At 59.9% G+C, this 11,835-nt stretch carries 16 protein-coding genes; 11 read left to right on the forward strand and 5 right to left on the reverse strand.

Annotation, left to right across the window (positions count from 1 at the left end):
* Window positions 1-173 precede the first annotated feature (173 nt).
* Entirely contained in the window at window positions 174-968 is a 795-nt protein-coding gene (otsB, locus tag R4P64_RS18195) for a trehalose-phosphatase (protein WP_317540428.1), read from the reverse strand.
* 100 nt (window positions 969-1,068) lie between these two features.
* Between otsB and R4P64_RS18200 the strand changes: the two genes are divergently transcribed.
* From R4P64_RS18200 to R4P64_RS18215, 4 genes are all read left to right on the forward strand, one after another.
* On the forward strand, window positions 1,069-1,398 hold the full coding sequence (locus tag R4P64_RS18200; RefSeq protein WP_317540429.1) for a type VII secretion target: 330 nt from the start codon (window positions 1,069-1,071) through the stop codon (window positions 1,396-1,398).
* The gene (locus tag R4P64_RS18205) at window positions 1,395-2,741 is read left to right on the forward strand and encodes a hypothetical protein (RefSeq protein WP_317540430.1); all 1,347 of its coding nucleotides are present in this window, start codon (window positions 1,395-1,397) and stop codon (window positions 2,739-2,741) included. The genes R4P64_RS18200 and R4P64_RS18205 overlap by 4 nt, the downstream gene beginning before the upstream one ends.
* Window positions 2,742-2,899: 158 nt before the next feature.
* Window positions 2,900-3,034, forward strand: coding sequence for a hypothetical protein (locus R4P64_RS18210; protein ID WP_255285223.1), 135 nt, complete (start codon window positions 2,900-2,902; stop codon window positions 3,032-3,034).
* A 526-nt stretch (window positions 3,035-3,560) separates the two neighbouring features.
* Entirely contained in the window at window positions 3,561-4,301 is a 741-nt protein-coding gene (locus tag R4P64_RS18215) for a thioesterase family protein (protein ID WP_317540431.1), read from the forward strand.
* Between the two features lie 53 nt (window positions 4,302-4,354).
* Here R4P64_RS18215 and R4P64_RS18220 read toward each other — a convergent pair whose 3' ends face one another.
* Window positions 4,355-4,570 carry a hypothetical protein gene (locus tag R4P64_RS18220; RefSeq protein WP_317822060.1) on the reverse strand — a complete coding sequence of 72 codons (216 nt, stop codon included), beginning with the start codon at window positions 4,568-4,570 and terminating at the stop codon, window positions 4,355-4,357.
* A gap of 247 nt (window positions 4,571-4,817) precedes the next feature.
* Here R4P64_RS18220 and R4P64_RS18225 point away from each other — a divergent pair, with 247 nt between their 5' ends.
* Window positions 4,818-5,237: a hypothetical protein gene (locus R4P64_RS18225; RefSeq protein ID WP_116104379.1), complete on the forward strand. Its 420-nt coding sequence runs from the start codon at window positions 4,818-4,820 to the stop codon at window positions 5,235-5,237.
* Window positions 5,238-5,433: 196 nt separating this feature from the next.
* On the opposite strand, the gene R4P64_RS18230 is transcribed toward R4P64_RS18225, so the two are convergent.
* Window positions 5,434-5,658: a hypothetical protein gene (locus R4P64_RS18230; RefSeq protein WP_317822062.1), complete on the reverse strand. Its 225-nt coding sequence runs from the start codon at window positions 5,656-5,658 to the stop codon at window positions 5,434-5,436.
* A gap of 266 nt (window positions 5,659-5,924) precedes the next feature.
* On the opposite strand from R4P64_RS18230, the gene R4P64_RS18235 reads away from it, so the two are divergent.
* Window positions 5,925-6,356, forward strand: a complete 432-nt coding sequence (locus R4P64_RS18235) for a hypothetical protein (RefSeq protein WP_051730679.1) — start codon at window positions 5,925-5,927, stop codon at window positions 6,354-6,356.
* A gap of 451 nt (window positions 6,357-6,807) precedes the next feature.
* Here R4P64_RS18235 and R4P64_RS18240 read toward each other — a convergent pair whose 3' ends face one another.
* Complete coding sequence (locus tag R4P64_RS18240; RefSeq protein ID WP_317822063.1) at window positions 6,808-6,954, reverse strand: hypothetical protein; 147 nt, start codon at window positions 6,952-6,954, stop codon at window positions 6,808-6,810.
* Between the two features lie 291 nt (window positions 6,955-7,245).
* Between R4P64_RS18240 and R4P64_RS18245 the strand changes: the two genes are divergently transcribed.
* Window positions 7,246-7,536, forward strand: coding sequence for a MerR family transcriptional regulator (locus R4P64_RS18245; protein WP_033236145.1), 291 nt, complete (start codon window positions 7,246-7,248; stop codon window positions 7,534-7,536).
* A gap of 342 nt (window positions 7,537-7,878) precedes the next feature.
* On the opposite strand, the gene R4P64_RS18250 is transcribed toward R4P64_RS18245, so the two are convergent.
* A complete protein-coding gene (locus R4P64_RS18250; protein WP_317822064.1) occupies window positions 7,879-8,613 on the reverse strand; it encodes a GAF and ANTAR domain-containing protein in 735 nt (244 codons plus the stop codon).
* A 969-nt stretch (window positions 8,614-9,582) separates the two neighbouring features.
* Between R4P64_RS18250 and R4P64_RS18255 the strand changes: the two genes are divergently transcribed.
* The 4 genes from R4P64_RS18255 to R4P64_RS18270 all read left to right on the forward strand — a co-directional run.
* Window positions 9,583-9,726, forward strand: a complete 144-nt coding sequence (locus R4P64_RS18255; RefSeq protein WP_172935428.1) for a hypothetical protein — start codon at window positions 9,583-9,585, stop codon at window positions 9,724-9,726.
* Window positions 9,727-10,163: 437 nt separating this feature from the next.
* The gene (locus tag R4P64_RS18260; RefSeq protein WP_317822066.1) at window positions 10,164-10,433 is read left to right on the forward strand and encodes a DUF4235 domain-containing protein; all 270 of its coding nucleotides are present in this window, start codon (window positions 10,164-10,166) and stop codon (window positions 10,431-10,433) included.
* A 138-nt stretch (window positions 10,434-10,571) separates the two neighbouring features.
* Window positions 10,572-10,754 carry a hypothetical protein gene (locus R4P64_RS18265; RefSeq protein ID WP_141485870.1) on the forward strand — a complete coding sequence of 61 codons (183 nt, stop codon included), beginning with the start codon at window positions 10,572-10,574 and terminating at the stop codon, window positions 10,752-10,754.
* A gap of 362 nt (window positions 10,755-11,116) precedes the next feature.
* Window positions 11,117-11,835 (forward strand): catalase (locus tag R4P64_RS18270; RefSeq protein ID WP_317822097.1); only part of this gene is annotated, 719 nt, incomplete at its 3' end.

Raw genomic sequence — 11,835 nt, forward strand, 5'->3', positions numbered from 1 at the left:
GTCACGGGGCAATTTTTTGGCACGCCCGTATCATTAGCCCGCCCGAAATCGGCAGAAAATTGCAGGTCGGAGGTTTGATTCGAGCTTCAACCATACCGATCGTTATCCATCCGTTACGTGACGACCATCACAGACTTTTTGTGACTCGCCGCACGGAAATCACGGCCTTGTTATCAAATTTGTGCATCGAGAACCGTCGCCAGGTCCTTCATCCACACCAAGAACTCTTCCGGATCACTGAACGCAACCCCGTCGACTGCGGCAACTTCCGGCGCGATGTCGACGCCGCCGACTACCAATGCGTCGCCGCCGAGCGCCAACACGGCCGCAAATGCCGGCAAGTCACCCCGGTCGTCACCCGCGTATGCCACCGCATCGACGCCAGCCGCCCGGATCGCCCGCTGCAATCCCGTCCCCTTGTCCTCGTCTACAGGAGCGCGCAACTCCTCGACGAGCTTGCCCGGCTCGCGGCGCAGCCCGGTCTTCGCTGCGACCTCACGCACCACATGCTCCACGAACGCCGCAGCGGCAACTCTCTCGCGTGCCTGCCGCCAATGCACAGCGACGGCAAGCCCCTTCCCCTCGACATGAATCCCCGGGACGTCTGCGGCATCAAACAATCGCCGTAGTTCGGCCTCGGCCTCGGCAACCGCCGGCTTCCACTGCGCTACGGCCGGCAACACTCGAATTTCCCCGTCAACCCACGTCTCGACTCCGTACGAGCCCATGAGGACAACATTCTCGCCGGGCACCCGCTCACGAAGGAAAGAGACGGGACGACCGGAAAGCAAGCCCACCATTGCGAGATGACGAGACAGCGCGTCGAGTACCTCGGCGGTGCCCGGCAAGAGAGCGCTCGCGGCCGGATCGTCGACTATCGGAGCGAGAACCCCGTCGAAGTCCATCACCAATCCGGCACGACTGGGATCGGACGCAAGTCGGGCAATAACGTCCGAGGCAGTTTTCATGGGTTCAGTCTCTCAAAGGCGTCGGGGCACACGAACATGCACTCGATCTATTCATTCCGTTAGAGTCCTGCGAAGACGCTTACCAACTACGGGGGTAATGATGAGCGAGCTTTCTGTCGTCACCGACGACATCCGCACGTATGGCACTACAGCAGCAGAATCTGCCGGTCAGGTTGCCCACGCCGCGGTAATGGATCTGAACGCCAACCTCGCAGCCGTAGCACCGGCAGTCGGGCCCGTCGGACTCGAGTTCCTCGAAGCCTTCGCACGTGCACAGGCGACGCACACCAAAGACGTTGCGGCACTTGCCGCGTACTATGCCGGAACTTCTGCGACGGCCGGTGCGGCCGCGAGCACATACGACGGCACCGACCAGGCGGGCGCCGCCGACCTCCGACGTACCGCTGCCACCAACGGGGACCTTGCATGAGCACTCCTGACGACCCTACGACGGTTCTCGAGTTTCTCCAGGGCAGTGCGCTTGCACCCGTTCTCGGCCTGGAACTGCCCGAGCCCGTCGAGAACTCGGCGATTCCTGATTTCCTCATAGCGCCGCCCACGCCGGAACTCCCGCAGGGCGCCGCCGATCTGATCATGCAAGGAATTTCACTGCCGTCCCTGCCCGGCGTGGACCAACTGTTCACACCGCTGATCCAGCTTGCGCAGAGCCTCGGTTCGGGGGTCTTCAGTGGTGTTGATCCGGTCAACGTCCTCAGTTCGGCCAGTGCACTCATCGACAAGGCAGCCGGACTGTCCACACAGGGGCTTTCCTCAGTGAGCCAAACATGGAGCGGCGCAGGTAACCAGGCCGCTACACAGATCAACGAGGTAGCTCAACGCAGCGGATCAGAGCTCAGCGATCGTGGGAATGCAATCTCCCAAACCACTGCTGCAGCGGCGGAATCCGTGCAGCGTGGCAACGCTCAATTGGCGACCATCGCACAATCATTTGCCTCGGCAGTGGTAGCGGCAGCGCCGATAGCGTTGACCCCGCCCGGGCAGGCCATGCTGCTCGCGGCAGCGGCAGAACACATGCAGGCGGCCATCGCAGCAGTAAATGCAACCCGCTCGGAAATGCTCGCACACACTGCCACGATGAACTCCCTTGCCGGTTCGATCCCGGTTCCGGCACCACCAGTCAGCGATGCACTCGCTGCAGCTGCACCGCTCGCCCAACAAGCATCAGAGCTGATGGACGGCGCTACCGGTGGAGCCACACAATTACAGTCCGCCACCGGTGGTTCAGCAGCCGGCGCCACACCATCCGGACCGGCGCAGACCAGCGCAGCGCACGCCGCAACGGCATTGAACTCGGGCGTCGACAAACTCTGGGGCACTGGAAATCCGTTCGCCGCTTCGGGCGCAGGCGTCTCACACCAACTCGGAAGTGCGGGTGGTGCAATCGGGCCCGCAGCCACCACGCGCGCGGGCAGCGGAACGTTCGGAGCCTCCTCAGGTGGCGGTGGCATCGTCGGACCTTCAGGAATTGCAGCGCTACAACCCCTTTCGTCGACCAGCCAATCCCCTACCCCCTTTGCGCCGTCGGGAACTGCTGGTGGTGCAGTGACCGGCACGAGCCCAGGAGGCGCCATGATGGGTGGTGGAGCAGGCGCGATGGGTGGTGCCCGGGGGCAACAGGACAGTTCGAGGACCACACCGGGTTACCTGATCGAGGTATCGGACAACAACGCTGTCATCGGGGATCTCCCCATGGTCACTCCCGCGGTGATCGGATCAGAAGATCCCGACCAGGCATTGTTCACCGGGCTCTGAGACAACCCACACACTCGACGGGTACGTGCACACTACGTTCGAGAGACGTTGAGCCAGCGGGTGACTGGAGTCGATTTTGTCCGATATGAGTAACACTGGCGAATGTGGGGGCGATTGAATCCGTGAATGGTCGTCCAAACGAGAGCAGGAGTGTGCATATGGGTTCCATCGACATTCTCAATTGGCTTCACGAGGGAGCAAGTGCCGGAGACCCCATCAGGGGTCCGCTTTACGTAGTGGCGTTCATCGCGATCGGACTGGTCAGCGTACTGAGCGGCGGAGCCGTGATCTAGGCGCACCTGGCAGTTGATCGTCGGTGTGAGAAATTTGGGGTCACGAGCGTCGGGGGTCGAGGTCCACACGGTCAGCCTTGGTATCAGTCAGTCTTCGACGTACTCGACTGATAGACCTCCCCCTGACGCATTCCTTCGCAGCGAAGACGGCGATCGCCAACGCCGCAATCTGATCTGGGACCAGCCGAACAGGCTGTTGAGCACAAGGCCTACCAGCAGGACAGTCGAGAGATACGTAAAGCGAAGTGTCTGCTTCGAATCCGCAACTGCCGACGCCGAGCCGAGTTCGCGGTGCGTCGACCGACACGTACGAAGCCAACGCGAAAGCGAAGATACTGCGCCATCAGCAATATCCGTCAGTATCAGTATCAACGAGACCGATCACATCCTCGAGAGCGCGCCCGATCCGTGGATCAGTAGGTTCATATCCACCTAGGCCTGGCTTGTAATTACCATAGTCAGACCTTAGGGTTCTGACTATAGAAAGCACAAGTCAGATGTCAGCCGAACTACGGGAGCCCTCGATATGACTGTCACCACCACGACATCGCACAGCGCCACTTTCGAGGCGAGCTGGAAGAGTTTCGACGGAATCCATGGTGGCCTCCTCGTCGCGAGCATGATCCGAGCAGCAGTCGACGCCACCGGCGCCTCGCCTGCCGCGGTCAGCGCGCACCTCGATCGGCCGGTCCCACCCGGCGTAGCCGCCCTGACAGTCGATGACGTGCATGGCGGCCGTACCGTCAGTTGCCGGGTCGCACTTGCCGATTCCGCTACCGCGCTCGTTCGTCTCGCGCGCGATGTCGGCCACACAGTCCGGACGACCTCATCAGTGGAACCGGCCTCTGACGACCCGTCGACTCTGCCACGCCTCGAGATACCGATCGACTTCGTACCGTTCTCACAGCATCTCGACATTCGCCCGATCAACGCCGCCCGACCGTTTGCAGGTGGCGACTCCCCCGAGTTCGATGTCTGGATTCGTTTGCTCGACAATCTCGATTTCACGACGGCAGAGCGCTCTGCAGTCCTACTCGACGCATTGCCGCCCGGGCTTTTTGCGACCCTGACGATGCCTGTTGCAATTCCCACCGTCGAGTTCAGCGCACATTTTGCTCCCACCACACCGTCGGATTCACCGTGGCACCGCCTGCGCCATCGCACCGTGTGGGCAACAGACACGCTGTGCGTCGACGAGACCGAATTATTCACCGCAACAGGCGAACTCGCGGCCCAGGCGAGACAGCTGCGTCGGATACTGAACTGAGAGCCGGACCTGACCGACTTCGGCGCAACACTGCTCTGATTGACCTGGTTTTGCTACGAGCCGTCCTCGAACTGGTACCACGGGCCGCCGACATTGATGAGCGAGAGGAAAACTCGCGTGCCACCGGGTAGCTTCACCAGCCATCCCAGCTTGGCCGCGACGATAACCAACAAATCCGGTGCGGCGACAACAACGATTCGTGCCGTACGCCAGATACGGAAAAACCACCATGCGAAGTACGGGCCGAGCAGAACAAACATTGCAACCACGGCGCCCACTGGAACGACGTATCGGTGAGGGTCTCGTCACGAAAGGTGTAGTGCTGGGTAAACAACGGAAATCACCTAACCTACGCGACACTCGGAAGCGATGGAAACCAATTCGGGAGCATGGCAGATCAGTAACCCAGCGACCCAACTTCTCCAATCCGAGAGCTCGGACTCGCCTTGCCACGACTGCAGTCCGGGTGAAGGATGGGCGCGACACCTAATTTCCCGCCTGCTGGAGGGCACCGTAATGAATCTCGTTCGCCGACTGGCCATCTGCTCGTCCGTAGTGATCGGTTCGGCTCTGGCGCCGGTAGCCGCGGCCTCCGCTGCAGTCACCGTTCCGTTCCAGATCGATCCGGCTCCGTACGGGAACCCGAATGGCAGCTTCGACGCACCCGCGGTCCGCTGTGTGGCCGTGGTCGGCGAACAAGCGGGCACGCTGAGGATCACCGGAGGTAAAGAAGGCCGGTGGGGGTGCCTGCTCTCGTCGGAAGTGCGCTGGTTGAACTTGTCGACCGGGACGTCCGGAACCGCCCGACTGTCTGACGGACTGCACGGATACCCGGCCGAGGCGACCCTGCAGACCGGCACCGGGCAAATCGCAGTCGCGGTTCTATCTGCGGCCGGAACGATTACCCCTGGTGTCGCAACCTTTTTCGTTCCGTAAGTGATCGCCACACTCTGAGCCGCCGGACCCCCGATATCCAACGGGCGCAGATTTACAGCCATGCACCTCAACGATTCCGCAGACGGGTCTCGCGGCCTGAAATAGTGATGTCCCCCGCGGGTTGCGGTCCAGCGCTTTTCGAGCGCTGGACGCTAGTCTGCTCGGCAAACTCTTCAATTCAGATCGTTATCGCAATTCACAGGACCGATGGACGGACTCGGGCGCTTTGCCGGCCCGTTGCTTGTCGTCCGAGCCGGGCGCAGACCGCGTCTATTCCACGTCGTGCGAGACCGGCCGGATCGCCAGGCCTTTCCATGAGCGTCTTGAACAGTTCCCGCTCGAAGTTCGCGTGGTTCCACAAGCCGCTGTCAGCGGTCGGGCCGGGATGCTCGACGTAGGTGACGGTAAACGGTGTGGTCATGGTGTCCACAATGCACAGGCAACAGAGAGGAACTCGTCGCCACGGGCGTAGCCGTCATCTTCGAGTAGGTCTACGAGTGCATGGTTGAGCGCCACAGCACATCTCTGAACACCTGCATCTCTGACCACCCAAAGATTGGCAGCATGGGTGTATCCGGTCTACCTGAGATAGGATCGCTCATAGTTCCTCGTCAAGCCGCGGCAACGAACTGTCTTCATCAGCCATTGCAATATTGCAACGGCCACGCCTAGACAGGTAGGACAGCCATGCCCCTTACGAAGAAATTCTCGGAAAAGTACAACGACGCACTGATCGCATTGGCCACCGCTACCCATCGCCCCGCCAACGTGGTCAATCTTGCCGGTGACTACGCCATCCGCGTCGACCTCGAATACAACCGCTACGTCCTGGCCACCAACACCGGCCGGGGCCTCTCGGACGAGCCCGATACAAGTGGATCCTGGACGGTTCGTGTCTTTCAAACCAACATCGAATCGATACCGGACACACTGCTCGGCGAGGCTGCCGACCCATGGCTCGTAGACGCGTTCGATTCCGCACTCACCCGCCTCGAAGCCGACGGTAACAAGATTGTCGCGGACGCAGACTTCGGTGACATGGCACGGCCTGATACAACCGCATCAACCGATGTCATGGCACCAGCTCAAGCCGGGTCGTCAGTCGTGTCGCTCAGCTGAGAGATCGCGGCCAGAATCGAATTCTCGGCTTCCAGCAAGAAATCGTTCGATTCCAACGAGCGTGATTCCGTCATCGATCACCTCAGCGCTGGGCCCATGTCGGTGTGGGCATCGAGTTGCCTTCATGGTTCCAAAACTTCTGTTGCGGAGGAGCATTGGGCAGGACTGAACCGATAGGCGGCACTTTGCCATTCAACGGGCACTTGCCATTCAACGGGCACTTCTCCGTGAGACTGCCGTCCGGTCGGGCGAAATCGGGAAACACACCCGCCCGGACACGCTATGGAGACCCCGACGGTCGATCCGCTCTCGAAGCCATCAAACAACGTTCGAGCGATAACCCCTCAGAGATTTGGACCTGCGAAGATTTGGACCTGCGAACCCGGCCTCGGATCAGCGAGATATGGCGTTAGCCGCAAAAACCGGCCATCGTGTTGTTTCGGCCGCCCGCTCAGCCGATATCCACGGTCAACTCTTCTGATACGGGATGCCCGAATATCTTGGCGGCGATTCCTAGCGCGGGTTCCGGCGTGTTCACGGTGGAACTGCCCCAGGCAACGTCGCCGCTATGAGCGAACGGGATGTCGATCGCCGTCATCGCGTTCGCGAGGTGAAGGGATGTACGAGCGCCCGTCTACGCATCCACGTTCTTTAAATCTACATCGGCCAACACAGATAATTCGCATGCCCGAAAGAGCAACAACTTAGGCGAGACGTTTCCCGAAAAGACTGATGCACGCCCCGAACAGCTGAAATGCAGGAAACTCCGGAGGTCAGCCAGTACCGACTGGGCCAAATCTACACCCATAGATATAGATTTTATGGTCACAGATGTTAAGGTCTCGTGACAACCCATTACGATCAGCCGATTACGATGAGGAGGTTCACCGTGACTTTCGAACGTCAACCGCCCTCACTGCGCGGCGTGTACGGGATCTCGGTGATGTCGGAGTTGTCCGGCATCGGACCGCAGACCTTAAGGCTCTACGACCGAAGAGGGTTGTTGACCCCGACGCGCACCGATGGCGGAACCCGCCGCTACAGCGAAGCGGATCTGACCACGCTACGTCGCATTAGCGAATTGATCGCCAACGGAGTGAACTTAGTCGGAATCGGATTGATCCTCTCACTCGAGGCCGAGAACGCAGCTCTTGCGACGCGGATCAATCAGATGCACTAATCGGCCGACGCTCAGCTTTGATTGTCGAGACCGGCGACATCAGCTGGGAGTGACGTCGCGGGGCTGCTGATACTCCCGAAGTCAACATCGGCAACAACTTGTTGCCGAGAGCCTCAAGGTAACGGAGGGCAGAATCGAAAGCGTCGACGAGCCTTTGGTGTGTCGCTTCGGCGAGACGTTGATCCGATACGCCGTCGATTTCGGCCTGAAAGAATCGAACCAACGGGGCCGAACTAGGCGCCCCCCTGCCTGATGGGGCGCCGGCCACGCATCCATCAGGCAGAGAGCAGCGAAACTGCTCTGCCACAACATTTCCCAGCGAAGCACTTCCCATATTCGGCGTTACTCGTTACCAACCGGAACCTCGCGGAGGACCACCCTTCTCGCCAACTCGAGCACGGACACGTTCATCTCCTGCGAGAGCGTTCGAAGCATCTGAAACGCCGCTATGCCATCGACGTCGAAACGTTCCATGAGCATGCCCTTGGCTTGGCCGATCAGATCACGTGAGGCCAGCGCACTGCGAAACTGCTCACCGCGACGTGCACTCGAAAGCGCAATGGCCGCATGGGTAGCCAGATTGATCGCCTGCTCCTCCGTTTCGGCGTCGAACCCGCCGGCATTGTCCGAGAACAGGTTCAACGCGCCGAGTTCGTCGCCATCGGTATAAAGCTGGATCGACAACACAGACCGAACCGGAGTCTGCTCCCGCACCGCAGTCATAAACGCGGGCCACCGCGGATCCGAAATCACGTCGACTATCCGCACCGTCTGACGAGACCAGATCGCATCGAAACACGGCCCCTCACCGTGCTCGTGCTGCAATTCGTCGAACCGCGTCGGCACTCTACCGGTCGCTGCAGCCGACTCGAAATGCTCAGGACGATGGCGGCGCACCAAGGTGATCCCCGCATGATCGACACCACGGAGCAGTTTCACCGCAGCCTCGGCGACCTCCTCGAGCACCTCCGACGGTGCCATAACACCACCGGTAAGCGTTCCGTGCACCGTCCGCGCCACCTGCGAAATCCGCCCATAAACATCCAGAACCGACTTCTCCGATGTCTCCACTGCCATTCTTCCTTCCACCCGCAGTGTCACCATAAAAATCATCTACGCGCAGGTCGGAGCGCCGACTCCCGACCGGGATCGAAGAATACTCGAACTCCCAGCCCACTCCATCATCCGGGCCGACGAACTGCCGGCACATAGTGAGCCCGCCACATATGGCGATCGACGAATGCCACCGGTGCCGGGCACCCGAGAACACACCGCCGCGAGTCTTACCGCACAGTCGACCGTCTTACCCAGTAGCGGCCGCGCCGGATCCCGCAGCCTTGTCGATCGCCCATATCGACTCCGAAGGACCGCACATCCGACTGCACTAACTCGCCACAGAGGAGAATCCCGGCCTCTGGCACCGCTCACCTCTCACAGTCGATGTGTCAACTACAGCGAGTGGCGTCGACATTCGGCTACCGCCGACAATCAATGCCGAACCTATGACTGCGCAAGCGATTACGCAGCGACTACGTTCCCAATTGCGAGTGTTTTTCACCAGATAACGTTCGGCTGTATCGGTGAGCCGGAAACATCTAACCCGCCGTGGAAATTGGGGTCCACCGCCAGCTCCGCAGCAGACTCTTCCTACTCAGTGAAACTGTCGGATAATCCATTGCGCAACACGTTTCTCGCCCCAATCTCGATGTGCACTGCACGACCGGCAGGGCATCAAGCAGCACCGCTCCAATGTCACTGCAGACGTTTCAGGCACAATCTGCGATCCGGAGCTCCACAATCGACAGCAATAAATCTATCCCGTCAGACACAGATTTCACGGAAGGGGAAGGGGAAGTTTTGCCCCCCAAATGCGACATAAACAAGCATTTCATCTGGCAACGGCCCAAAAACTGGTGATGCAAACCACGTTTTCGCCTCCAGTTTCACCCGTCCAGGCTTGCCAATTATCTACTTCTCCTGGTATAGATTTAGAGCGCCTGAAACTGCACATACTGCCGCTACTGCACACTTGGCTTCAGGAGGACGATGACAGCGATCGACATCCAGTCCGCTCGGCCCGGCGGGATCAAACACCGGAAGTTCAACCGTGAACACCGAGAGCTCGAGTTCCGGATCGCCCCGATGTTCGGGGACCCCGTGACGAAGGAATTGGCCGCAAGCATCGGCTGAACAGACAGAGACGATCTTTGGCGATGATGCCGCAACTGCACGCACACATTCGCGCGAACAGTTCGACATCTCAAGAGAGGAAGACGTATGTCCGATTCACGATACTGGGACTGAGCACTGACGACGGCGCGAACGTGGCTGCAGTGCTGCAGAAACGGCTGAGCGCATACAACCATCCACACCTCACCGAAGACTTACTCATCAGCCAAGAGTCAGCCGACAAAGCGCGCCAAGACTGAACCCGCCGTTGTACGGCGTTCAGCCGGATAGCTACCGGCGATAAGTGAGGAGAACTCCGGAACCGTGACGCAACGCGAACATCGCATCTTCCAACGGCAGCAACGCTTATTGCCGGGTTCGATCATGGCAGAACATCGCTCGGCGCCGCAGCGATCGCTTCCTTCTAACAGAACGACATCAATGGAGGAATTCACACAATGAGCGCAATAACCAAAGCAATGTACAAACCGCTTTCCCTCGCAACGAGCGTGATTGGTGGAATCGCCGCTGGAGCGGTGTTTCAACAGATCTGGAAGCGCGTCGGGCGTGACGAAAAAGCCCCCGACCCGCAAGATCTCAACAGATCGAGCAAAGAAGTCCTGATCGCGGCGGCGCTCCAGGGAGCAGTTTTCGCCGTCGTGAAAGCAGCAGTGGACCGAGCTGGCGCAAAAAGCTACCGGGCTCTCACTCACGAGGACCCGATGTGAACTTCAGCCACTTCGCGCATGAGACACGTCGAGCATCGTCGCATCTCGAATAACTGAATGCCAGGCGCGAAACATGGACGGCAGCAACGATAGTCGATTCCCCTCGGCCGACGAGCCGAGATGAACCCCGGAGGTACTTTGACCGACAAGCAAGCACGTACAGGCGAGGGTCCACCCGACGACATCGAGACTGTCCACACAGATCCCAGCAGCGAAAACGCAGCGGGGGACGTGCAATCGGATCCTTCCGGCGGCGAAACCTGGTCCGACGAGGGCGGCGCCACCACACAAGGACCTGCAACCGATCCACACTCGCGATAGAGCGGACCAGAGGCGATACCCGCACCGCAGGAAGGTTTTCTTGGACAAGCTACCGCACCGTACCCGACTTGCGAGATGATCAGAAATAGGCAGCGTTCGGGGATTCCAACGATATTCGCTGATCCACAAAACATCACTGGCCCGTACCACTGGGCTGAACAGCAACACGCATCGCTGACGGAGTGAAATGCGGGCGAGCCAAAATTTCCGCGATTGATCCATTCGTCGAGGTTCACCCCGTACCGACACTTCATCGGGAACGGAACAAGCCCTACCGCAAAGTGCGCTCCCGCGCTCTCTCCACGACACATATTTCTGACAAGTTTCTGACAGAGAATCGAGGAGTCATCGTGTCCAAAAAAATCTCTAAAAAGAGCCCTCCGATCTCCGGAGCGCCCGGCCAGGCGACTCCGCCGCTGGAGGAACCGGTCAAGCCACGCATTCCGTTGCCCCCGAAAGACGATCAACGCTCCCCTCAACTGCGCACGGCGACAGCCGAAGTCGTCGACGGCCCTGACTACGCGCGTGGACAGCAGGGTGAATATCTGACCACCGCACAGGGTGCCCGCCTTTACGACACAGACCACTCTCTCAAAGCCGGGGAACGCGGCCCAACTCTGCTCCAGGACCACCACTTACGGGAAAAGATCACCCACTTCGATCACGAGCGGATCCCCGAGCGCGTCGTCCACGCCCGCGGCGCCGGCGCCCACGGAGTGTTCCGCGCCTTCGGTGCCGCTGAAAAGGTCACCAAGGCAGGCTTCCTCCGCGGAGGAGTCGAAACCCCCGTATTCGTTCGCTTCTCCACAGTGCTCGGCTCACGCGGCTCGGCAGACGCAGTCCGAGACACTCGCGGCTTCGCCACCAAGTTCTACACAGCCGAAGGAACATTCGACCTGGTCGGCAACAACATCCCGGTCTTCTTCATCCAAGACGGAATCAAATTCCCCGACATCATCCATGCCGCGAAACCACATCCCGACCGCGAGATCCCGCAAGCACAGAGCGCACACGACACATTCTGGGATTTCGTCTCCCTCCACACCGAAGCCACCGCGCACACCCTCTGGAACATGTCCGA

Source organism: Rhodococcus sp. IEGM 1366 (genome assembly GCF_033142425.1).
In the GTDB taxonomy this organism is placed as follows: domain Bacteria; phylum Actinomycetota; class Actinomycetes; order Mycobacteriales; family Mycobacteriaceae; genus Rhodococcus_F; species Rhodococcus_F globerula.